This window comes from Thiomicrorhabdus arctica DSM 13458, assembly GCF_000381085.1.
GTDB lineage: Bacteria > Pseudomonadota > Gammaproteobacteria > Thiomicrospirales > Thiomicrospiraceae > Thiomicrorhabdus > Thiomicrorhabdus arctica.
The window spans coordinates 1,488,364-1,512,354 of the sequence record NZ_KB905899.1; the positions used below are offsets into that span (position 1 = coordinate 1,488,364).

The 23,991-nt window shown below is 42.4% G+C and carries 21 protein-coding genes; 7 read left to right on the forward strand and 14 right to left on the reverse strand.

Annotated features, from left to right (window positions below):
* The first annotated feature begins 91 nt into the window (after positions 1-91).
* The 3 genes from pdxH to F612_RS0106935 all read left to right on the forward strand — a co-directional run bounded on the left by pdxH (position 92) and on the right by F612_RS0106935 (position 3,382).
* Positions 92-739, forward strand: a complete 648-nt coding sequence (pdxH, locus tag F612_RS0106925) for a pyridoxamine 5'-phosphate oxidase (RefSeq protein ID WP_019557034.1) — start codon at positions 92-94, stop codon at positions 737-739.
* A 14-nt stretch (positions 740-753) separates the two neighbouring features.
* On the forward strand, positions 754-1,428 hold the full coding sequence (gene ung, locus F612_RS0106930; RefSeq protein WP_019557035.1) for a uracil-DNA glycosylase: 675 nt from the start codon (positions 754-756) through the stop codon (positions 1,426-1,428).
* A 121-nt stretch (positions 1,429-1,549) separates the two neighbouring features.
* The gene (locus F612_RS0106935) at positions 1,550-3,382 is read left to right on the forward strand and encodes a methyl-accepting chemotaxis protein (RefSeq protein WP_019557036.1); all 1,833 of its coding nucleotides are present in this window, start codon (positions 1,550-1,552) and stop codon (positions 3,380-3,382) included.
* Between the two features lie 31 nt (positions 3,383-3,413).
* Here the strand turns inward: F612_RS0106935 and F612_RS0106940 are convergent, their stop codons facing one another.
* From F612_RS0106940 to glyQ, 7 genes are all read right to left on the reverse strand, one after another.
* Positions 3,414-4,097: an OmpA/MotB family protein gene (locus F612_RS0106940; protein ID WP_019557037.1), complete on the reverse strand. Its 684-nt coding sequence runs from the start codon at positions 4,095-4,097 to the stop codon at positions 3,414-3,416.
* Positions 4,094-4,930 carry an OmpA/MotB family protein gene (locus F612_RS0106945; protein WP_019557038.1) on the reverse strand — a complete coding sequence of 279 codons (837 nt, stop codon included), beginning with the start codon at positions 4,928-4,930 and terminating at the stop codon, positions 4,094-4,096. The genes F612_RS0106940 and F612_RS0106945 overlap by 4 nt, the downstream gene beginning before the upstream one ends.
* Before the next feature lie 17 nt (positions 4,931-4,947).
* Positions 4,948-5,772, reverse strand: a complete 825-nt coding sequence (locus F612_RS0106950; protein WP_019557039.1) for a motility protein A — start codon at positions 5,770-5,772, stop codon at positions 4,948-4,950.
* A 24-nt stretch (positions 5,773-5,796) separates the two neighbouring features.
* The gene (locus tag F612_RS0106955; protein WP_019557040.1) at positions 5,797-6,516 is read right to left on the reverse strand and encodes a lysophospholipid acyltransferase family protein; all 720 of its coding nucleotides are present in this window, start codon (positions 6,514-6,516) and stop codon (positions 5,797-5,799) included.
* On the reverse strand, positions 6,513-7,046 hold the full coding sequence (locus F612_RS0106960) for a D-glycero-alpha-D-manno-heptose-1,7-bisphosphate 7-phosphatase (protein WP_019557041.1): 534 nt from the start codon (positions 7,044-7,046) through the stop codon (positions 6,513-6,515). Before F612_RS0106960 ends, F612_RS0106955 begins: the two co-directional genes overlap by 4 nt.
* Before the next feature lie 79 nt (positions 7,047-7,125).
* Positions 7,126-9,198: a glycine--tRNA ligase subunit beta gene (glyS, locus tag F612_RS0106965; protein ID WP_019557042.1), complete on the reverse strand. Its 2,073-nt coding sequence runs from the start codon at positions 9,196-9,198 to the stop codon at positions 7,126-7,128.
* Positions 9,198-10,139, reverse strand: a complete 942-nt coding sequence (gene glyQ, locus F612_RS0106970; RefSeq protein WP_019557043.1) for a glycine--tRNA ligase subunit alpha — start codon at positions 10,137-10,139, stop codon at positions 9,198-9,200. Before glyQ ends, glyS begins: the two co-directional genes overlap by 1 nt.
* Before the next feature lie 193 nt (positions 10,140-10,332).
* Here glyQ and F612_RS0106975 point away from each other — a divergent pair, with 193 nt between their 5' ends.
* From F612_RS0106975 to F612_RS0106985, 3 genes are all read left to right on the forward strand, one after another.
* Positions 10,333-10,590 (forward strand): sulfurtransferase TusA family protein, encoded by a 258-nt coding sequence (locus F612_RS0106975; RefSeq protein ID WP_019557044.1) that lies wholly within the window; start codon positions 10,333-10,335, stop codon positions 10,588-10,590.
* A 197-nt stretch (positions 10,591-10,787) separates the two neighbouring features.
* A complete protein-coding gene (locus tag F612_RS0106980; protein WP_157760469.1) occupies positions 10,788-12,068 on the forward strand; it encodes a M23 family metallopeptidase in 1,281 nt (426 codons plus the stop codon).
* Positions 12,069-13,220 carry an anhydro-N-acetylmuramic acid kinase gene (locus F612_RS0106985; RefSeq protein WP_019557046.1) on the forward strand — a complete coding sequence of 384 codons (1,152 nt, stop codon included), beginning with the start codon at positions 12,069-12,071 and terminating at the stop codon, positions 13,218-13,220. It begins immediately after the preceding gene.
* A gap of 163 nt (positions 13,221-13,383) precedes the next feature.
* Here F612_RS0106985 and F612_RS0106990 read toward each other — a convergent pair whose 3' ends face one another.
* From F612_RS0106990 to argC, 3 genes are all read right to left on the reverse strand, one after another.
* On the reverse strand, positions 13,384-14,562 hold the full coding sequence (locus tag F612_RS0106990; protein ID WP_083917336.1) for a citrate synthase: 1,179 nt from the start codon (positions 14,560-14,562) through the stop codon (positions 13,384-13,386).
* A gap of 42 nt (positions 14,563-14,604) precedes the next feature.
* Positions 14,605-14,946: an iron-sulfur cluster insertion protein ErpA gene (gene erpA, locus F612_RS0106995; RefSeq protein WP_019557048.1), complete on the reverse strand. Its 342-nt coding sequence runs from the start codon at positions 14,944-14,946 to the stop codon at positions 14,605-14,607.
* Positions 14,947-15,104: 158 nt separating this feature from the next.
* Complete coding sequence (gene argC, locus F612_RS0107000) at positions 15,105-16,154, reverse strand: N-acetyl-gamma-glutamyl-phosphate reductase (RefSeq protein ID WP_019557049.1); 1,050 nt, start codon at positions 16,152-16,154, stop codon at positions 15,105-15,107.
* Positions 16,155-16,708: 554 nt separating this feature from the next.
* Between argC and F612_RS12965 the strand changes: the two genes are divergently transcribed.
* Positions 16,709-19,477: an EAL domain-containing protein gene (locus tag F612_RS12965; protein WP_019557050.1), complete on the forward strand. Its 2,769-nt coding sequence runs from the start codon at positions 16,709-16,711 to the stop codon at positions 19,475-19,477.
* A gap of 6 nt (positions 19,478-19,483) precedes the next feature.
* Here the strand turns inward: F612_RS12965 and F612_RS0107010 are convergent, their stop codons facing one another.
* From F612_RS0107010 to proB, 4 genes are all read right to left on the reverse strand, one after another.
* Positions 19,484-20,215: a glutathione S-transferase gene (locus F612_RS0107010; RefSeq protein ID WP_019557051.1), complete on the reverse strand. Its 732-nt coding sequence runs from the start codon at positions 20,213-20,215 to the stop codon at positions 19,484-19,486.
* A 306-nt stretch (positions 20,216-20,521) separates the two neighbouring features.
* Positions 20,522-22,153 carry a chaperonin GroEL gene (gene groL / locus F612_RS0107015; RefSeq protein ID WP_019557052.1) on the reverse strand — a complete coding sequence of 544 codons (1,632 nt, stop codon included), beginning with the start codon at positions 22,151-22,153 and terminating at the stop codon, positions 20,522-20,524.
* An 87-nt stretch (positions 22,154-22,240) separates the two neighbouring features.
* Positions 22,241-22,531, reverse strand: a complete 291-nt coding sequence (locus F612_RS0107020; RefSeq protein WP_019557053.1) for a co-chaperone GroES — start codon at positions 22,529-22,531, stop codon at positions 22,241-22,243.
* Between the two features lie 291 nt (positions 22,532-22,822).
* On the reverse strand, positions 22,823-23,947 hold the full coding sequence (gene proB, locus F612_RS0107025) for a glutamate 5-kinase (RefSeq protein WP_019557054.1): 1,125 nt from the start codon (positions 23,945-23,947) through the stop codon (positions 22,823-22,825).
* Positions 23,948-23,991: the final 44 nt, after the last annotated feature.

Genomic DNA, 23,991 nt, shown 5'->3' on the forward strand with positions numbered 1-23,991 from the left:
GGACCAAGGCTGTAGGATCTGAATCTTACCCAAGTTTAAGACTCAAACGGTTGCTCCGTCCAAAGATTTCCTGGAATCATATCATATTATTATGCCAAATCGAGATTACCATCAAGAGCGCCGTGAGTATCAGTATTCAGGCCTAAGCAGAGAGCAATTACAAGCGTCTCCTTTTAGCCAATTCACCCAATGGATGGATGAAGCCATGCAAGCGACGGTTAAAGATCCAACGGCTATGTCAGTGGCCACAGTAGACGCCAACGGGCAACCTCACAGCCGTATTGTTCTACTCAAAGAGTTCAATCACAATGGCTTCGTTTTCTACACGCATTATGAAAGCGATAAAGGTCAACAAATTATCGACAATCCTAAAGCCGCGTTGTTGTTCTTTTGGCCTGAACTGGATCGACAAATTCGTATCGAAGGTGTCTTAAGCAAAACGTCTTTAACGGAGTCTGAAACTTACTTCCACACTCGACCTAAGGATAGCCAATTAGCCGCCTATACTTCATCACAGAGTCATGAAGTGACCAGTCGTCTTGCACTGGAAATGGCTTTTGCCGAGAATGCTGAACGCTTTGCCAATAGTAAAGTGCCGCATCCCACCCATTGGGGAGGTTATCGTTTAACGGCGCATAAATTTGAATTTTGGCAAGGCCGACCGAATCGGCTACATGACCGTTTTAGCTATAGCCTAGAGACAGAAGACTCCTGGCATACGGCTCGTTTATCTCCTTAAAGCGTGGGTACTCTATGAATTTACCCAATGAATGGCAGTCGGTTTTAGAAAACGAACTGCAACAGCCCTATATGCAAAGCTTGCAACAATTTCTAACCGTGCAACAGCAACAAGGCAAAATAATTTTACCGCCAGAAAATTGTTGGTTTAATGCTTTACAGAGCACCGCCCTCAAAGATATTAAAGTGGTGATTTTAGGCCAAGACCCTTATCCAACTATGGGGCATGCGCACGGCTTATGTTTTTCAGTACTGCCAGAGGTCAACCCTCTGCCCAAATCTTTACTGAATATCAATAAAGAGTTACTCACCGATATTCAGGTCGACAATCGCCATACCGGGTTTTTACAACCTTGGGCGCAACAAGGTGTCTTACTCCTCAATGCGGTATTAACCGTTGAAGCGGGTCAAGCCAACGCTCATCAAAACAAGGGGTGGGAAAGGTTTACCGATGCCATCATTCAAGCGGTTAATACTCAGCGCAAGCATTGTGTGTTTATTTTGTGGGGCGCGTATGCCCAGAAAAAAGGCAAAATCATAGACCGTAATCGGCATTTAGTCATTGAAAGCCCGCACCCCTCACCGCTTTCCGCATATCGTGGTTTTTTTGGCAGTCGGCCTTTTTCGCAAACCAATGCCTATCTTATGACACACTCAAAAGCACCCATTGATTGGCAACTTCCTCGCTAATTTAGCGGTGCGTCTCATATTCACTTCCCTAGTTTTGGTTCTACGCACAAGTTACTGTTATCAAGACATATCAAATTCGTTTATGGACACATGGAAAACTTGAGCGACTAAAAGCATAAGAATGATAGCGACACCCCCTTTATTATCGTATGATGCGGCTAATAAATTAATGTTATCGCGAGGTAAACAGGAAATGGTTTCACTGAAAACGGTTTGGAGCAAAACCAAAATTACGACCTTAAGCTACTTGCTATTAATCATGATGGTTTTTGCGGGGGTATTCTTCGTTTCCGCCTTTATGCTGGTTGAATCAAACACACAAACACTGCTCGATGAATGGCAAACCATGCAAGCGTTGGTAGAGACGAGCCAAGCACAGCAATTTCACTCTCTAATCGTAGCAACCAACCAACTTATTGAGATATTTATTGTCGCCGTGGTGATTGCCGTTCTACTGTTTATAACCCTGATGTATTTTACCCTCATTGGTAAAATCGCCCGACCACTACAATCCATGCAAAATGGAATTGAAGAGATCACCCATAGTAATGATTTTTCCAAAACCTTAAATGCCTTACACTCTGATGAAGTGGGCAGTGTAATCAATAGTTTTAACAAGCTGACAGGTAATTTAAAAAGCGTCTTTGATGAAACGAATGCCAAGCTAAGCTTAGTCGCCAATGGCGAGTTTAACCAAAAAATAGAGATTGATGTCCACGGTGATTTAGCGGATTTTAGAGATAATGTGAACTCTTCAATTGAGAGTGTTTCCATTACCATGGCCTCTCTGGACGCCACTATGCAAGCACTGGCTGCTGGAGATTTCTCAGCGCGAATGGACCAACGTGTGCGAGGAGATCTTAAATCGACCGTCGACAATGCCATGCAGAGTATGGATGACATTATTGATGACATTAACGTGGTCATGGAAGATGTTACTAACTGCAGTTTCGACCGCAGGGTCACTGTCTCGGCCTCTGGTCGCTTTAATGATCTAAAGCGCTATATCAATGGTGCGCTTGAATCCTTAGAGACAGGCTTAGGCGCGATTAACATCGCCATTGAACATCTCTCTAACCAAAATTTACAGCATCAAATCAGCGGTGATTTTCTAGGGGAAATGAACCTACTGAAAAACCAACTAAACGGCACTTCTAGCCAACTCAATCAAACCATGCAAACCGTGATTAATACTGCAATGCAGGTGACGAATGGAATAGAAGAAATCTCTGCTGGGAATGCCTCATTGTCACAACGCACGCAACAACAAGCCGCGTCCATTGAACAGACGGCTTCAGCGATGGAAGAGATGACGGCTGCAATTCAAGAAACGGCACAAAATGCGAAGGATGCAAATCAGTTAAGCGAAGAAACTCAAGCCATTGCGCAAGAAGGCGCTCAGGTCATGGAAAAAACCGTCAGCTCCATGCAGGATATTCAAAACTCCAGTTTGCGAATCAGTGAAATCGTCAGCATGATTGACAGCATCGCTTTCCAAACCAACTTGCTGGCTTTAAACGCTGCGGTAGAAGCGGCTCGAGCCGGTGAACAGGGACGTGGTTTTGCCGTGGTGGCTGCTGAAGTACGCAACCTTGCCCAAAAATCAGCCGACTCGGCCAAGCAGATTAGAGATTTGATTGATGTCGTGGTGACTCAAGTCAACCACGGTTCCGATCAATTGAACCGTACCAATGAAACGTTTGAAAAAATTCACTTGAGTGTTCAAACCGTCAATGAGATTGTTGGCAGTATCTCGCACAGTACTATAGAACAATCCCAAGGTATTCAGCAGATGAACCAAAACATTTCTGAACTTGATCAAGGCATTCAACAGAACACCCTACTGGTCGAGCAGACCAGTGTTCAATCCGTTAAGTTGTTGGAACTGTCGCAAACGTTACAATGTGAAGTGGGGCTTTTCAAAGTCACTGACCGTAAACAACTGTCAAGCTGATCCACTCTAACACCATCAACAAACATGCAATTTACTCACCCAAGTGCTCTTGAAAACGGGCGCTAATCAAAACCTCAACCCGTCTATTTAGATCTTTGCCTGCTGAACCTTCATTGGAAGCCATTGGCTGAAACTCACCATAACCCGAAACTGAAAATAGACTGGCAGGCAATGCACTGGCACTAAAGAGCTCCTGCATCACCGCTTGCGCTCGCAAAGTACTTAAAAACCAATTGTTGCGCAGTGAAGATCTTGGATCAATTGAATCATTATCCGTATGACCTTCAACCGTGACTTCTGCTAACCACTCATACCCTTCAGCTTTTGCTTGTTGAATAACCTCTATACTCTCTGCATCCTGCTCAATCTCCAGTATCGGAATCTTCGGTAATAATTGACCAATCACTCGAAGCTCTGAGGAAAGTTGCTCAGAGGGCACAAAACCACCACTCTGAAAGGCATTCGCATGATTAATGGTAAGCAATATACCGTTGGCATTACGGGTCGCCTTCACGACCGTCAAATGTTTATGTTTAATTTCATTCTGCAAGAAGACATACGACTCTGTCACCTGATTATCGACCCAAACCTGAATTTTTGAAACCTCACTTTTATTAATAACTATCATCATAATAAAAAAGGTAATCAGTAAGGTCATAACGTCCCCAAAAGCCAATAGCCAGGCACTTTTTGCTCTCTCAGCGGCGACATTCATAACAGGCTTTCGCCTGACATAGTTTCTGAATGATGTTTGGCGGTGGTAATGGATGCCGTTTTCTTAGAAGGTTTTGCCTTAACTTGCGGCAGTAGATAGATTTCGACCCGTCGATTCTCAGCGGCTGTAGTATCTTCACTCAGATGATGAAAACTCCCATAACCGGACATCGCAAATTGTGATTCGGCAATACCGGTATATAACCTCAACAGTTTCATCATGGCATAGGCTCTATAGGTGCTGAGCTCAACATTATTTTTAAAGAGGGCTGTTGGTGCCAAAGGCTGAGAGTCAGTATGACCTTCAACCCGAATCAATAACGACACATTCATCCCTACACCTTCAATGCCTTTCACTAGCTTCTGATGTCTTTGGGTAAAGGTGTCTAGTGATAGGCTTTGCAGTAATCCAGATAACTTCCTAATATAGGGTAGATAAAGCGGATTGACCTGCGCTCGGGCGGATGTAAACAGAGACTGATTCGGGATCGTTTGTGGATTTATGGTCAGACGCACACCATTGCTCAATGTATTTTCCACCGTTAACCAACCCAAACCCTGTTGTTGAGTTTGGTAGATTGTCTCTTGATAAAGCTGGTTAACTAATTTTTGATAATTGCGTTTGGGTGTCGAACTTTCCAGCTCAACTTGGGTGATGATTAGGATAAAAAATGCCAACAGTGAGGTAAATAGGCCTATATAGGTTAACAACCAAATACGGGAGGCTTTAATGTGTTTGATTTGAAGTGCTTCAGAATTGACCAGGCCTGGTGACTTTGAAAAGTCCCCTTTTCCAGTTGACTTATTTAACACAGAGAGCAGTAGGAACGACATATTAAGAGCTCCTTAAATTATCGAAGAGACTCTAGTTTGAGTTTGGTTTTCTTATTCACATAGGCCATTAATTGCTCTTTCATCAATAGGGTGGATTCTGATTTTTTAAGAGCAAGCACTCCATGAATAATAATTTCATTACGTAGTACTTCAGCCTCAGACAACACTTTCAACTTACCGGCAATCGGCATAAATAAAAAGGTGGAAAACAGCACACCATAAAAAGTCGTCACCAAAGCCAGACCCATACCGTTTAAAAGACTGCCTAACATATCTTGAGAAGCACCATTATCGTAAGGCGAACTCGCCCCAGCCACCTGTGTTGTCATCATGATAATCAAGCCCATCACCGTCCCCATCATGCCAAATGCAGGTGCGTAAGAAGCCATATTACTATAGACCTCTTGGCAACTTAGGTGACGTAAGCGCATGTTAATAACGCGATTCTCTAAACTTTGCTTGAGGACATCTCTATCCTGATAAGAGAGCATCTCAGTGAGTGAAAATCTAAAAAAATTATCTTCAATTGAATCAATTTCGTTTTCAATCCCAAGTAAACCTTTTTGTTTAGAAAGATGACTAAGACGAACCAAGGTTTCAATGATATCACTATGGGTGGCGGGTTCCGAAGTGAATACTTTTGAGAAACCTCTGAAAATACAGCCGACCTGGTTAAGTGGGTAATTGATAAAAATAGCGGCAAACGTCCCCCCCAACACTAATGCCAATCCTTGCCAGTTCAAAAATGCACTGATAAATTGACCCTGCTGATAGTCGATCATGCTCAATATTAGAATGACGGAACCTATAATCAATCCCAGGATGGTGGCAAGTTTACTCATTTGTTTCCTAGTTAATTAGTCTCCTCACCCGTTTTTATGCTCTAAGTGAGTAACTAACCAATTTTCTATCTTCTGATTGACTTCTGATGCCGACATTTCTGCCACGTCTAAAGGCGGATTAATATAAACCTGTACGACACCAGGACGTTTTATAAAACTGTTTTTCGGCCAAAACTCTCCGGCATTATGCGTCACGACATAAACAGGCGCTTTGGCTTTGATGGCTAACATAGCACCACCAATGTTAATTTTGCCTAACTTTCCAGGTGGCATACGCGTGCCTTCTGGAAAAAGCACCACCCAATCACCTCGGACCAATCGTTCTGTCCCTTCCGTCACCAGTTGGTTCAAGGCTTTTCGGCCCGCTCCACGATCAATTGCAATTGGGTTTAATAACGCCATACCCCAACCAAAAAAAGGAATCTTGAGTAATTCTCTTTTTAGCACATAGGCTTGTATAGGGAATATCTCCTGAAAAGCCAGGGTCTCCCAAGCTGATTCATGTCTAGCAAGGATTAAGCCAGCTCGTTCAGGGTTAATGTATTCCTTTCCATGTACCACATAAGACACGCCACATGTCCAGCGTAACCAAAGCAGACAAAAACGGGCCCAATAATGCATGAATTGATAGCGAGCTTTAAAGGAAAAGGGTCTGGTTAACTGACCCAAGACCGAAAATAAAATTAATGTGATACCCTGCCCCAAAGCGAAAAGAACCGAACGTAAGAACCAAATAAATTTCATTTTAAAAGCGCCTCCACAACGGCTTGTAAGTTTTCATAGACTGCGACATTATCCAAAATAGCATCCTGGCTTGCCAAAGTACGTTGACCTTTGCCACTCTTGACTAAAATAGGCCGCATCTGTTTCGCGAGTGCTACCTTTACGTCTGCCAGTGTATCACCGACCAAAATACACCCCATAAGCGACAGATCAAACCGTTGCTCAATTGCGGTCAACATACCCGTACCGGGTTTACGTGAGGGCGAGTTATCCTTTGTAAGATAAGGAGAGTAGCTGATCCAGTCTACACCCGAACCGCCGACTAGATTTTGTAACTTTTGATGCATTTCACTGAGGATTTGCCGTGAATAATAGCCACGCTGAATGCCTGACTGGTTGGTGGCAATCGCCACTAGCCAACCGGCGGCCTTCAAACGTTGAATCGCTTCAATACTGCCGGCTACCGGCAACCACTCATCGGCCGATTTAATGTAAGCATCGGAGTCTTCATTAATCACTCCATCACGATCCAATACAATAATATTTTGCATGCTTTCTATCTCACATATACACAAATTCCCGCAACGGCGGGAATTTGTCGTCTAAAACTATCCACTCTTCAACAGACAGTTATAACCTAGACACATCTGCAACCTGTAAAAACAACTGATAAATTTGGTTCAATAAGGCCAAACGATTCTGACGAACGTCAAGATTATCAGACATAACCATCACATCATCAAAGAAGCTATCTACTGCTTCTCGAATCGTGGCTAGCTCAGCAATCGCAGCCGTGTAATCACGTCCAGCGATCTGCACACTGACGGTCTCACGCAAAGCATCTAATGCAGTCCATAACACTTTTTCAGCGTCGACTTCAAACAAATCAACATTTACCGCATCCGGCAAGCTGCCCTCAACCTTTTTCAAAATATTACTGATACGTTTATTGGCTGCACTTAAGCTTGCAGCTGAATCCATTTGACTGAACTGCTTAACCGCTTCAATCCGTTTCGAGAAATCAATGGGATGTGCAGGACGACAAACTCGAACCGCTTCAAACTGCTCCGCACTGATGCCTTTGTCCGCATAATAGGCGCGTAAACGACCCATAATAAAATCATAAATTTCATCGACTAAAGACTCGGTAATGGTAACCGATTCATGCAAACCTAGGCTTAGCTTAATCAGTAGACGTAAATCTAAGTCGAGCTGCTTTTCAATCATAATACGTAACAAGCCTAAAGCCGCACGACGCAAAGCAAACGGATCTTTATCACCCGTCGGGACTTGACCAATACCGAAGATTCCAGTGATGGTATCCAGTTTATCTGCAATCGCTAATGCTTGCGCCACGGCAGATCTTGGTAAATCATCTCCTGCAAAACGCGGTTGATATTGTGCATCAATCGCCTCTGCGACAGCAGCGTCCTCGCCTTGCTCTGTGGCATAATAACGTCCCATCACTCCCTGAAGGTCAGGAAACTCATCGACCATATTACTCATTAAATCGCACTTTGATAAACGCGCAGCACGCTCGCAAATTTCAGGTTTAACCCCTAAAGGCTTTCCGATTTTGACCGTTAAGGCTTCCAAACGCTCTACCTTGTCAAACAAAGTGCCTAGCTGCTTTTGGAACACAACTGTTTTCAATCTTGGTAAGAAATCATCTAATGGATTTTTACGATCTTGATCCCAGAAAAACTTCGCATCGGCAAGACGTGGACGGATAACACGCTCGTTACCAGATTTAACGGATGCCGGGTTGATGCTTTCAATATTGCTGACGGTAATAAACTTCGCCATTAACTGATTGTCACTGTCCAACATATGAAAATACTTTTGGTGGCCAGCCATCGCTGAAATCAACGCTTCAGAAGGTACAGTTAAAAAAGTTTCATCAAAATCACCGGCAATGGCATTTGGCCATTCATTTAACGCACTAACTTCTTCAAGCAATTCGGGATCAATCACCGCTCGGCCACCCGCTTGCTCTGCCACAGCGATAACTTGTTGACGTACCCTTTCAGTCCGCTCTGCGAAATCAGCCATAACATACCCTTTTGACATTAAGGTTTGAGCATACTCGGACGGATGTTCAATCACTAATTCAACCGGAGCATGGAATCGATGTCCTTTGGTCGTGTTTGAGGATTGATGGCCTAAAATGGTTGCTGGCACCACATTTCGGCCCAATAACATCAAGACCCAATGCACAGGTCGGACAAATTCTATCTCCGAACTTCCCCAACGCATCCGTTTTGGAATCGGTAACTTCGCTAAGGATTGGTTGACGATTTCAGGCAATAAAGCTTCAGCAGTCTGACCTTTTAGTGCAAGGTTATAGGCCATCCAAGTACCTTTATCGGTTTCGATCTCAATTAACTCTTCTACCGTTGCACCACAGCCACGCGCAAAGCCTTGCAATGCTTTAGTCGCATGACCATCGGCATCAAACCCAGCTTTTTTGGCAGGTCCTTTACGTTCTACAATTTTATCCTGTTGTACCGTTTGCAAATCTTCAATAAAGACCGCTAAACGACGTGGTGCGGCATACACTTTGACTTCACCATAGGTTAATTCAGCGTCAACCAGGCCTGCTTCAATACCGGATGCAAATGCTTCACTTAATTTTTTGAGGGCTTTCGGCGGTAACTCTTCGGTTCCAATTTCAACCAAAAATGCTTCTGTATTCGTTGTCATTATTTCGCCCCCTTTTTAGAGTGTTCATTAACCAGTTTTTTGACCAAAGGGAAACCAAGCGCTTCACGGCCCTCATAATAGGCTGTGGCAATTTTCTTCGCCATGGTTCTAACACGACCAATGTAACGCGCTCGTTCTGTCACGCTGATGGCGTGGCGCGCATCCAACATATTGAAAGCATGCGAGGCTTTCAAGACTTGTTCATAAGCAGGCAATGGCAATTTATCTTCGACTAACTTGCCAAAAATTTGCTCACACTCATCAAAGGTTCTGAATAAAATGGCCGTGTCGGCTTTTTCAAAATTATAAGTCGACATTTCAACTTCGTTTTGATGAAAAACATCGCCATAGGTCACTTTACCTTCCGGGCCATTGACCCAGGTTAAGTCATACACACTTTCAACCCCTTGGAGGTACATGGCGATACGTTCCAGACCATAGGTAATTTCGCCGGTAACCGGTCGACACTCTAACCCGCCGACTTGTTGAAAATAGGTGAACTGCGTCACTTCCATGCCGTTCATCCATACTTCCCAACCTAGCCCCCAAGCGCCTAGGGTTGGAGACTCCCAGTTATCTTCAACAAAACGAATATCATGCTCAAGCGGATTGACACCCATCGCTTTCAAAGACTCGAGGTATAACTCTTGGATATTGTCTGGCGACGGCTTAAGCATCACTTGAAACTGGTAGTAGTGCTGTAAACGGTTAGGGTTTTCTCCATAACGACCATCAGTTGGGCGACGACAAGGCTGCACATAGGCTGCTCTCCAAGGCTCTGGACCAATGGATTTTAGGAAAGTTGAAGGATGAAATGTACCTGCACCCATTTCATTATCATAGGGTTGCATCACCACACAACCTTGCTCTGCCCAAAATGCTTGTAGGGTTTGAATCAACCCCTGAAATGTACGAATATCTGTTGCTGCTTTTGCCGACACGGTCCGAACCTCTTAGCCTTATCATTAGCCCAATTAAACCAAAGCCTGCTACGTTTAGAATAAAAACACTTCTAAATTTGAGACCCGAGAGTAATGGATGTAAAATCTGTTACAAAATACCGACAATTATACCGTATTTTATTGTGATTTTAAGAGAGTTACTTAGCTCAAATAGAAGAAAGAAGACCGCATAATGAATCAAAATGACTCACAACTTATCGCTCATCACATCGTCGATGCTAGAGGCCTAAAATGCCCTATGCCTGTGATTAAACTGCAACAACAGGTTCGCCAAAGTCTGCCAGGTGAATTAATATCAATTGAGTGTACGGATCCCGGGGCTGAAAAAGATATCTCAAGCTGGACACGCGTCAACAAGCACACATTAGTTCATGTCATTACTACTGACGACGGCTGCCGAATATTCATTAAAATTAAACCCAAAGCATAGAGACTTAGCAGACTTTCTAACCGATTATTATCTATTCTCAATGACAAAACTACCCCTATACTTATGTATACTTATGGCTTTCATTCAAAGTGTATCATTCGCCTTTTTGAATCTATTTTTGAGTATAATGAAAATAATTATGGACCACCAAAACGTTCTAACCCCCGTAAAACTAAACAAAAAACTGACATAGACTCATGAGACACTGGCCAAACCAAAAACTTCTTCAGCTTACTGTTACAGCGACACTTCTACTGGCAATATTCAACTGCAAGGCTGATGTCCTTTCTGAGCGGACTATCTTGCCTCTTCCAAAGCTTCCGGCACACTCTTTCTCTGGCTCCGTTTCTGAGATTGAAAAAACGCCACAATGGCAAGAGCATAAAATAATGATCCGTAAAAACGAGTCATTAAGTACGGCCCTGGGCAGTTTGAATATTTCACCGGCGACAACCTATGAAATTGGTCGTTTACAAAACAGTAATCTACTGACCAATCTTAATGTGGGTGATGAATTAGAAATTTGGGTCGATAAAGATCAAAATTTACAAAAGATTCTTTATCCAAAATCACAACTCACAACTTATGAACTGGTTAAAACGTCAACAGGTTACCAGATTCAAGAAAATAAAGCCCAAGTCGAGATTCGGACTGAAACGGCCTACGGCACAATCAATGGTTCTTTTTATATTGCCGCGCAAAATGCGGGTTTAAGCGCGCGCAGCATTATGAACCTAGCCGATTTATTTGCATGGGACATTGATTTTGCCCGAGAGTTACGTGATGGCGATGTCTTTAAAGTTATCTATGAAGCGAAGTATCTTGGTAATAAATATATTGGAGATGGTGACATTTTAGCCGCCCAAATTATCACAGAGAACGGCAACAATGCACATAATGCGTTTATCATGCGGGATAATAAAAACGTCATAGGTTACTACGACGAAAAAGGTAAAAACCTTAAAAAGGCTTTTTTACGTAGCCCAGTTGATTATGTCCGCATTACCTCCAAATTTACGCCAAGGCGTTTTCACCCTATTCTTAAAAAATGGCGCTCACACCGGGGCGTCGATTATGGTGGGCCGATTGGCACACCCATCCACGTCACAGGCAGTGGCAAAATCATTTATGAAGGTTGGGGGCCCGGTTACGGACGACACATTAAGGTTCAGCATGCTGGAAAATACATGACCCTTTATGGCCACCTTTCCAAGTATGGAAAATTCAAAAAAGGCAGTTATGTTTCACAAGGACAAACGATCGGATACATGGGTATGTCAGGCCTGGCGACAGGCCCACATTTACATTATGAGTTCCGCATTCACGGCAAACATGTTGACCCTCTAAAGGTGAAGTTCCCCGCAGCAGGGCCCATTGATAAAAAATACCGTGTCGCATTTAAAAAGCGGTCACATTTATTGCTTTCACAACTTGACCGCTTAGACAGCAGCACCTATTTAGCACGGAACTTTGAATAAATGCCTGCATCAAGCCTATATATCGGCCTCATGTCTGGGACCAGTGCCGATGGTGTAGATGCCGCCTTAGTGGAGTTCAAGTCCGATAAAATTCAATTAATCGATTTTATCAGCCCCTCTCTACCAAAAGCACTAAAAAAATCACTGCTAGCGCTGAATGATTCACCCCACCTCTCTCTCGAGCAGTTCAGCCAACTCTCCTTTGACATTGCCTTACAATTTTCACAAGCGGCACAGATGCTCATGACAAAGAATCGTTTGCAAGCAAGCGATATCCATGCAATTGGTAGTCATGGACAAACTATTTACCATGCGCCTCACATTCCCATGAGTGTACAAATAGGTCATCCGGCGTTTGTAGCCAAAACTACCGGCATACAGACTGTTGCGGATTTTAGAGTGGATGATATGGCTTTAGGAGGTCAAGGTGCACCTTTTGCACCGGCCTTTCATCAGGTTTTGTTTACAGATGACCAGGCCTGTTTTGTGGTTAACATTGGCGGCATTGCTAACATAAGCTTTTTACCTGGCAACCGCACTCCTAATCAGCCACCTCTTGGTTATGATACCGGACCGGGTAATGCGCTGATGGATGACATTTGTCAGCAGTTCTTTGACAAGGCTTTTGATGAAAATGGCGAGTTGGCAAAACAAGGTAAAGTCGACAGTGAACTATTAACCCTCTTGCTTTCTCACCCCTATTTTTTGAAGACTCACCCTAAAAGTACTGGTAGAGAAACCTTCAATGAAAGTTGGCTTGAAGAAACAGTACACCAGCATGAACAAAACTTAGGTACAACCATTGTTAAACAAACTCTATTAAGCACCTTATGTGAGCTGACAGCCCACAGCATTGCGATGGAAATTAAAAAAGTAACAATGGAACATCTTCCAATTGAATCCACTTTAAAAATACCTGTTTGGATTGTCGGTGGTGGAGCGCAGAATCAACACTTAATTTCACGATTACAAAACCAGCTGCCTCACTACCATGTACAAAGCTCTGCAGCCAAGCAAATCGACCCTAATGCCATCGAAGCCATGATGTGTGCTTGGTTAGCTCAACAACGAATGGCTTTAAATACCATCCCCTTGTCTGCTGTTACAGGGGCAAAACGAGATGCTGTTCTCGGCGGACTCTGGTTACCCTAGGGCGTATTATTTTTGTCTGCGCTTAATTGCATAGGACAAGCAACGCAACCTCCTAAATACCAAGCCAGATGTAATCCCATTAGAGTGTAATTAAAGCTATAAAAAAAGCCCTATTGGATAGTATCCAGTAGGGCTTTTTAAGGTTTAAAACGGTGCTTAACGCTTATTTAGTTTTTTTAGGGTCTTTCCGAGCGCCCCTCAATTCAACAGGCAAATAACAAAGATCACCTGAACCTGAATAGATTTGAGTCGGTCTAAAAATCTTATTGTTTTGCAACTGCTCGCGCCAGTGGGCCATCCAACCTGCCGAACGTGCTACTGCAAAGATAGGTGTAAAAATTCCTACATCGAACCCCATCTCTTTGTATAAAATCCCGGAATAAAAATCGACATTTGGGTAAACCCCTTTATGGCCTAATAACTCCTCACAAACCTTTTCAACCTCTAATGCGGTTTGAAAAGCCATGCTTAACTTATCAGACTTACCTTCCAATAGGCTAGAAGAAAGCTTCTGTAAAATAGAAGCGCGAGGGTCTTTTGTTTTATATTCACGATGCCCCATACCCCAGATCACTCTATTTTTAGCCAAACGATCTTCTATATAGGCACGAGCATTTTCTGGTGCACCGATTTCTTCAAGCATCTCAATCACTTTTTGATTAGCTCCACCGTGTAGTGGTCCTGATAAAGAAGCGATTGCCGAAGAGATGACTGAACACGGATTTGCCAGAGTAGAACCTGTCACCATGGTCGTGAAGGTAGAGGCATTGATGGTGTGTTCTGCATGCAAGATAAAAATGGCATCTAACAGGCGTGCCCAATCCTTATCGGGCTCTTCCCCTGTCACCATATACAAAAAGTTTTCAGCGTAGTTCAAATCTTTGCGAGGTGGAATCGGGTCATACCCATTGCGCATATGCTCCCACATGGCGACGAGAGTTCCCATATGCGCAATAATTTTCACGGTCACCGAGTTGATATAGTCTTGGTTCTCCGTAGCCCCTTTCATATACTCAGTACTAGGATAAAAACTCGCCAAACTGGCCACCACGACTTGCAACATATGCATAGGGTGGGTCGTGGGTGGTAAATTCTTCATAATCTCGCGTATATTATATTTGACACGACGATTATTCCTGAGCTCTGTATCAAAGTTAGCCAGCTCTTCAGCCGTTGGTAACTCTCCAAATAGCAGTAGCAAAGTGGTTTCTTCAAAAGAAGAATGCTCAGCCAACTCTTGAATATCGTAACCACGATACGTCAAGATTCCTTTCTGCCCATCGATAAAAGAAATCTTTGATTCCGTTGCCGGAACGCCTGCTAAGCCTGGAATATATTGCATCATATGAAGATCTGAACCATGAGTGGAATGAGTATTTAGCGATTAGACACTGAAAGAAGAACCGCAACCACAAGTGGTCGTCGCATTTGGGTTTTCAATGACAAAGCGTGCGCCCTGCAGGTCTTCAAGATAATCTATCTTAGAACCGACCAAGTACTGAAAACTCATGGAATCTACTAGCAGCGTCACCGTATCTTTAGTCACAACGGTATCATCATCATTCAATGTTTCATCAAATGTAAAACCGTATGAAAAGCCAGAGCAACCCCCACCGGAGATATACACTCGCAATTTTAACTCTGGATTTTGTTCATCTTCAATCAAGCCGCGCACTTTTACCGCAGCAGCTTCTGTAAAATCTAGTGGTGTTGGAATTTCTGACATCTCGTATTCCTTTTTATTTTCTACCCTGTCCAAGCCTTTACAGGCTTATTAACCAGAGTATTAGTTGACCAAATAAATATTATAACAAAAAACGGCCAATATCTCCTGTCTGAATACATTCAGGCAACAAGTTCGCGTAAAGAAAATATTCATTACTCTTAAGGCAGTAGTGCAACTTGGTTCAAGCCTGCGGTTTCTGGCAGATTAAACATAATGTTCATATTTTGAATGGCTTGTCCAGCCGCCCCTTTCACAAGATTATCGATAACTGAAGTGATCACCACTATATTGCCGCCAGGGGGACAATAAATTGCCATACGACACATATTGGATCCTTTAACCATTCGGGTTTCAGGTAAGCTACCGGCTGGCATGACATCGACAAAAGGCTCATTTTCATAAGCGGCTTCATACAGAGCTTGTAACTCTGCTTGGGTTTTATCTATTTTGAGCGTCGCATAGATCGTTGATTCCATTCCTCGGACCATTGGGAGTAAATGCGGTACGAAGGTTAAGCCAACTTCCTGACCTGTTAACAGTGACATTTTTTCTTGCATCTCAGGCAAATGTCGATGACCATTGACACCATAGGCCTTAAAACTTTCACTCATTTCGGCACCCAACATCGCCACACTTGCACCTTTTCCGGCTCCACTCACACCAGACTTACCATCTGCGATGATTGAATCAACCTTAACCAGATCCGCCTTTAATAAAGGTAAAATACCTAATAGAATACTGGTTGGATAACACCCTGGATTAGCGATCACTTTAGCGTGTTTTATTTTTTCACGATAGTACTCTGGCAAACCATAGACCGCTTCAGCCATTAGGGCCTCACTTGCAGGTTCAATCCCGTACCACTTCTGCCATACTGCCAAATCTTCTATTCGAAAGTCAGCGGCCAAATCAATCACTTTAACGCCCGCCTCGATCAATTCAAATGCCATGCTTGTTGCCACTCCGTGCGGCGTTGCAAAAAAGACAAGATCACAGTTTTTTAACTTTTCAATATCAGGGACGGAGAATTGCAAACGATAGATGCCACGCAAATTTGGATACATATCTGCAACAGCCACACCCTGTTCACTACGAGAAGTAATCATCGTCACTTCCGCAAAAGGGTGGTTAGCAAGGGATCTTAATAATTCGACACCGGTGTAACCCGTACCGCCAACGATCCCAACTTGAACTTTCTGGTTTGTCATGTGTCTATAATTCCTCAAAAGGGTCATCATAATTACTGGATTTAAAGCAATACTGTCACAAGGCCTATCGACGCTTGCAATCACTTAATGGATTCTCTATTTTAGTTAAAATCCACTTGAAAATTTTCGATAAAGCACTGGTTTGATTGATTAAGCACCCAAATCAAATTCTTTGTTTTTTGCACTCAGCCAAGGCTTGTTGGCGATCAACCTCACCAGAAATCGAGATGAGCAGGAAAATAAATCAATCACATAATTTTGACAAATACTTTGAAAAATTAATGGGCAACACTCCCCTCCAGATCTTTAGATTATACTCTTTAGGTTCATTATTTTCATCAAATCAGGTTCAATAAAACTTTTTGATTTGGCATAAGAACATTTTTTGATGCTGTTCCATAATGATGAATTAATGGACACCTGAAACATAATCTAAATGCTGAATAGAGCGGCTTTAGCTCTATTAATACACCGATAGAATAAACTTACTATCCATACTTTATTTAAGGTGATAGGATATTTAATTCATTACTATCTCTAGGGTAAAAGGCATCGTGTCACTCTTTCATAGATTTAAGACTAAACTGAGTTATAAGCTTCATATCCCAATTATTTTTGTCTTTATTCTTGGATTGGTAACCGTCACGCTGAATGCAGTACACTCGATTCAGAAACTCACCCAGGAAAAGCATTTAGAAGTTCAAGACACCTATCAACACTACGCCAAAAAAGCATTGCAAACACAATACCAAATAGCACTTACCAACGTCATTGCCATCGCCAACAACAGTGAAATACAACAAGCTCTTTTTGAAAAAGACCGTCCTACTGCACAAATCCTATTGAATAAACTTCTTGAGCAATACACCGCCTATACGGATTTTCATAATATAAAAATCCATCTTCATACCCTTGATCTTCATAGTTTTTTACGCAGCTGGCGTCCAGACAATAATGGAGATGATCTTAGCCCCTTCCGTTATTCCCTTCATCAGCTGCAAAAAACCCAGAAACCATTCGCGACCATTGAACTAGGCCGCGCGGGGATTTTGTTGCGTGGTCTATCCCCCATTAAATACCAAGGAAAAATCATTGGTTCGGTAGAATTCATCCAAAGCTTTGACAGCATCATCGGTGAACTCAAACATGAGCACCAATTAAAGTCTCTTGTATTGAGTCCCTATGACAAAACGATCAATTACTTCAATAGCCCTATCATGGTGGGAAGCCAGTACGTTCTATTAAATGGCAATCTAAACACTAACCAGAAAATAATTCAGTCTTTAACCGATAAAGATTTTGGTGTACTAGAAAATAAAAAGCCAATCACTAAAGCGGGACTATACCTCACAGGTATCCCACTAGTTGACTTTAGCAATAAACGCATTGGTTGGTTTTTAGTCGCGGACTCTTTAGCAAATGTCGATAATATTATTGACCATGCCCAACAGGCATTACTCTTTCAAATCATAATCATGTTGATTATCGATTTATTAATTATCCTGCTTCTTGTATGGATATTACATAAATCAATTGTTCAGCCCATATCCAAACTCTCTACACATATTGCTAACTTAAACACGGTTATTGATGATTTAGACAAATTAAAACAGGCGGACTCTTTCAAAAACCATCGCGAAGATGAAATTGGCACCATCTCTAAAGCTCTGGATCGTTTTATCAAACACATCAATCACCTACTTCAAAATTTACAAAAGTCTAACAAAATCAATACCGAGTATTTGAAAGCGGTCGATGCCGGTAGCATTGTTTCCAAAGCTACCCCCACGGGTATCATCACTTACGTTAACCAAGCCCTATGTGATGCAACCGGCTACTCTGAAACAGAGTTGATTGGCCAACCACATAACATGCTTAGACACCCTAGCACACCGAAATCAACCTTTAGGGAGCTATGGCGAACCATTACACATGGCAATATCTGGCATGGTTTATTCAAAAATAAACGCAAGGATGGCTCCTCTTTCTATGCCAACATCACAGTGGCCCCCATCATGGATGAAAATGGCAATATCATAGAATATTTAGCCTTAAGAGATGATGTTACAGAACTGGTAATGAGTCAGAAAAAACTGCGTAAAGCTTTCAGTACCGACACCCTGACCAGTTTGGGTAACCGTTTCAAATTGATGGATGACTTTACCCCCTTAGAGAAAGCCTACTTAGCCATTATTGATATTCGTTCATTTAAAGAGATTAATGACTTTTATGGTTATGAACTGGGTGACAAAGTCATTGTCGAACTCGGTAATTGCATCTTTGATTACTTTGAAGAAAAAGGCTATGAGGTTTATCGCTTACAAGGCGATGAATTTGCCGTCCTCGCCAATGGTGCATTAATAACGGAAGAAGATTTTATCGAAAAAGTTAAAAATCTGCCTACTCTCCTAGACAGCAACCCTTTCACTATTGATGACTATACCCCTGAAATTGACTTGACCCTTGGAATCTCTACCAATATTAAGGATTTATTTACCGAGGCAGACATTGCCCATAATACCGCAAAAAAACTTAATAAAAACTTCCTGAAATATTCCAAAAGACTAAAAACCAGTGATGAGTATAAAAACAACTTATTATGGACTGGCCATGTCAAAAAGGCCTTAGCGCAAGGACGTATTCTCAGTTACTATCAACCCATCGTCAATAATGTTTCACGAAAGGTCGAGAAATATGAAGCGCTTGTTAGAATGGCGACAGAAGGCAAAAAAGATAAAATAATTTCGCCTTTCTTCTTTTTAGAAATTTCCAAAAAGGCTCGACTCTACAGCAAAATAACCGAGACCATGATTGAAAATAGTTTTCGGTATTTTGCAAATCGCAGCGAACAGATATCTATTAACCTCACCGCTGACGACATCGTCAATGATGAGGTGGTTGAATACCTCATTCTAATGTTAGATAAATACAATATTGGAGAACGCGTAGTCCTTGAAATTGTTGAATCTGAAGGTATTCAGAATTTTGAAGAGGTTGAACATTTCATACGTAGGCTCAAAGAGAAGGGCTGTAAAATTGCCGTGGATGACTTTGGTACTGGGTACTCTAACTTTGAGTTTTTACTTAAACTTAAACCCGATTTTTTAAAGATTGATGGCAGCATGATTAAGAATATTCACCTAGATCCTCATGTTTATAATGTCGTGGAAATTATTGTCGCCTTTGCAAAAAAGAATGGTATTAAAACCATTGCTGAATTTGTCAGTGAAGAGGTGATCTTCGATATTGTGACGGATCTTGGCATTGATTACTCACAAGGGTATTATTTTGGAGAACCCAAAGCCAGTGCTCTTCCTGCTTAGGCTTATTCAGAGCGACCATTCCTCAGCTAATGCTTTCGCCAAGAATTGATCTCGTGTTGTCAGGCTAGATTCCGACACCCATAACGGTGCATGCGAAATCCGCCAAACCGGTCGGTTTTTCATAATCGATGTGAAATATTCTGCATCAAGATGCTGCTCTAACCATCTCTTTAAATAACGATAAATGGACTGCTCAAACCAATGTTTATCGACATGTGCAAACTGCCTGACGAAAGGAAACAGGGCTATATCTGTCATACTGATATTCTTAGCATTTAGTGCCAACAGCTTACTCACTGAAAAGCTGTGTGCCAGCAACTCTTCGAGTGTTTGTAAAAAGTCCTCTCCTCTTAATCGATAAGTTTCCGGTAACTCATCAGGAAAACGTTCCGCGTATTTGTAATGATCTAAATGTGTCTTGAACTCATTATCGCAAAGATCAATCAAAGAGGTCATTTCAGCAAAGGCTTTCTCCTTCTCCGACGGTAGCCAGTTCAACTTATCACTTTGCGACAAAGCCCAAAGCATAATGTCACAGCTCTCATCAATTACCTGGCCATCCGGCAAAATCAAGACCGGTACAGTGCCTTTCGGTGAAGCAGCTAACATCTCAACTGGTTTGTCCCAAAAAACAATCTCACGCTGCTCTACTTGCACACCTGAAGCCATAATCGCCATCCGTGCACGCATGGCATAAGGGCAACGCCGATAAGAGTACAAAATGGGAAAATTGACCATAAATCACTCCAAATAAGATTAAATATCAAAGACCATACAAAGTGACCCGGCCGGGTCACTTTGTATGGACTCTAAAGACAACATTATAAAACGATATAAATCAAAAGCACCATTCACAAAAAAGCCCGCATTAAGCGGGCTTTCAAAAAATAAGCGCTAAGCAAATTTTTGGGTTGAGAGGTTCAGTATTGCGTTAGCTTCAAGGCGAGAATTTGAACCGAAGCGCAGTGTGCTACTGGCACATGAGCATCGGAAGCAAATTCTCAACGCAGAAGATCGCGTGAAAATGAGCCTCTCAATCAAAAATTACATCATGCCGCCCATTCCGCCGCCACCCATCTGGGCATCTGCAGACGCGCCATCTCTAGATGGAAGATCGGCAATCGCTGCACCTGTCGTCAAGACAAGACCGGCAACAGATGCTGCATTTTGAAGGGCTGTACGAGTAACTTTAGCGGGATCGATAATCCCTGCTTCAATCATATCGCAATAGATTTCTTTCGCAGCATCAAAGCCGAAATGCCCCTTACCTTCCATAACTTTATTGACGATAACAGAGCCTTCTAAACCACAGTTAGCGGCAATCTGACGCATTGGCTCTTCCATTGCACGTAGTGCAATTTGAATACCAACATCTTGATCAGAGTTATCACCCTTAACGTTTACATTCGCTTTAGCGCGAACTAAAGCAACACCACCACCAGCAACAATCCCTTCTTGAACCGCTGCACGAGTCGCGTGAAGTGCATCGTCAACACGATCCTTCTTCTCTTTCATTTCCATCTCAGTCGCAGCACCCAACTTAAGGACAGCCACACCACCAGAAAGCTTCGCTAAACGCTCTTGAAGTTTCTCTTTGTCATATTCAGAAGTTGTAGTCTCTGCTTGCGAACGAATTTGCGCACAACGACCATCAATGTCTGCTTTATCACCAGCACCATCAATCAGCTTAGTATTATCTTTTCCAACAACAACGGTCTTAACTTCACCTAATAAATCTAAAGTGATCGCATCAAGAGAAAGGCCCACTTCTTCAGAAATAACCGTACCACCCGTCAGAATCGCCATATCTTGCAACATCGCTTTACGACGCTCACCAAAACCAGGCGCCTTAACGGCTGCAACCTTAACGATGCCACGCATATTATTGATAACCAATGTCGCTAGTGCTTCACCATCAACGTCTTCGGCAATAATCAATAATGGACGACCTGCTTTAGAAACCGTCTCCAAAGTAGGTAGTAATTCACGAATGTTAGAGATTTTTTTGTCATATAACAAAACATAAGGTGCATCTAATTCAGCAACCATTTTGTCTTGGTTTGTCACAAAGTATGGAGAAAGATAACCACGATCAAACTCCATCCCTTCTACAACAACCAACTCATCTTGCAGTGAAGAACCTTCTTCAACTGTGATAACACCTTCAGTACTTACACGCTCCATAGCATCTGCAATCATCTTACCGATGGCTATGTCAGAGTTAGCAGAGATAGTCCCTACCTGAGCGATTGCTGCTGAAGTTGTACAAGGCTGAGCCATGGCTTTAATTTCAGCCACCACTGCTTCTACGGCCTTGTGAATACCACGGTTTAAATCCATTGGATTCATACCCGCAGCAACGGCTTTCATACCTTCACGTACAATAGACTGTGCAAGAACAGTCGCAGTCGTTGTACCATCTCCAGCTACATCATTGGTTTGAGAAGCCACTTCTTTAACCATCTGAGCGCCCATATTCATGAACTTATCTTCTAAATCGATTTCGCGTGCAACCGAAACACCATCTTTTGTGACGGTTGGCGCACCAAATGATTTTTCTAAAACAACATTACGCCCTTTAGGCCCAAGTGTAACTTTTACAGCATCTGCAAGAACGTTAATACCTTCAACCATTTTCTCACGTGCATCTATTCCAAATCTGACGTCTTTTGCCATTTTTTCGCTTCCTTAAATTCTTGAAAATTCTATTAATAACCACTCTACCAGCCCAGATCAGTAATGGGTGCAGAGTACTTTTGTTATTTAATCGATAATTGCGATGATGTCATCTTCACGCAAAATAGTTAAAGTTTCACCTTTATCATCTTTAGTCTCTTGACCTTGATACTGGGCAAACATTACCTTATCACCGGTTTTTACCGTCATAGGAATAATAGTACCTGCATCCGATGCCTTGCCTGGACCAACAGCAAGTACTTCACCTAAATTCTGCTTCTCTTGAGCTGAACCTGGTAAAAGAATCCCACCAGCAGATTCTTTTTCTTCTTCAACGCGGCGAATAACAACACGGTCATGTAATGGCTTGATGTTCATAGGTATCTCCTAAAGTTTAAATAATATGGGGGTTCAAGGTTGTTTCGATGACAGCCGAAACAGTATTTTTTAAGACTAAATCAATTAGACAAATGAATTTAGCACTCTATCCTTGAGAGTGCTAATTATTTTAGTCATCTAGGGCTGTCTGTCAACTAAATATGGGGAGTTGTTGAAATGAATTCAAGAGTGTAAGAAAAAAATAGGGAATGATCAGGCCTGGTTATTAGGAATATAGGGTTGTACACCGAGCATAAAGCAAAGTATTTACGATCAACGTAAAGAGCTCACTTAATCGGTCAAAACCAGATTATCACGATGAATAAGTGATTCAGCGTCTATATACCCTAAAATAGATTCAATTTGACTACTTGGTTTACCCAGTAATTTTGCAGATTCATTCGCCGCGTAGTTGATCAATCCACGCCCCACTTCCTGGCCGGATTCGTCATAGCAAATGACCATCTCGCCCCGCTGAAACAAACCACACTGAGACTTGACTCCGATTGGCAATAAACTTTTACCAGAGGAACGAACCATCTCTACTGCACCACTGTCCAGAACCAACGTACCCTTGACTTGCAAGTGGCCCGCTAGCCATTGTTGACGAGCTGTTAAAGGTTCTAAATCCGGAATCAATAAGGTTCCAAATGGTTCCCCTTGAAACAACTTAGACAAGATATCGGGCTCCCGCCCAGACGCAATCAAAGTAGCCGTTCCAGAACGGGCTGCACGTTTAGCCGCCATGACCTTGGTATACATCCCCCCTTTTCCTAGAGACCCTCCCTCTGGACTTGCCATCGCTTCAATATCTTTGCGACTCACTTGTGCTTCTGTAATAAGCTGGGCATTAGGGTTTTCTCGAGGGTTATCATTATACAAACCATCCTGGTCTGTCAAAATAACCATCACATCAGCGGAGATTAAATTCGCAGTCAATGCCCCCAAGGTATCATTGTCACCAAAACAAATCTCATCTGTCACTACCGCGTCATTTTCATTAATGATCGGTACAACGCCATATTCTAAAAGGGTTTCAATAGTATTTTTGACATTTAAGTAACGCTTTCGATTAGACAAATCATCATGCGTCATTAAAATTTGAGCAGACTGAATATCAAATTCAGCAAATAAGGATTCGTAGGCTTGAATCAAACCCATCTGACCTACCGACGCGGCGGCCTGTAGTTCATTTAAAGCAGAAGGACGAGAGGTCCAACCTAAGCGTTTCATGCCTTCAGCAATCGAACCTGAAGAGACTAAAACAACCTCAACACCCTGCTTTTTAAGGAAGACCATTTGGGCAACCCAGTGCGCCAGCGCCGTTTTATTTAAGCCTTGACCATCATCCGTCAATAAGGCACTGCCGATTTTGATGACCCAACGTTTTGTATTTTTTAACTCTTCACGATTCATTTTGTAACCAAACGCGTTAAATATAGAACTTAAAATTTAAATTC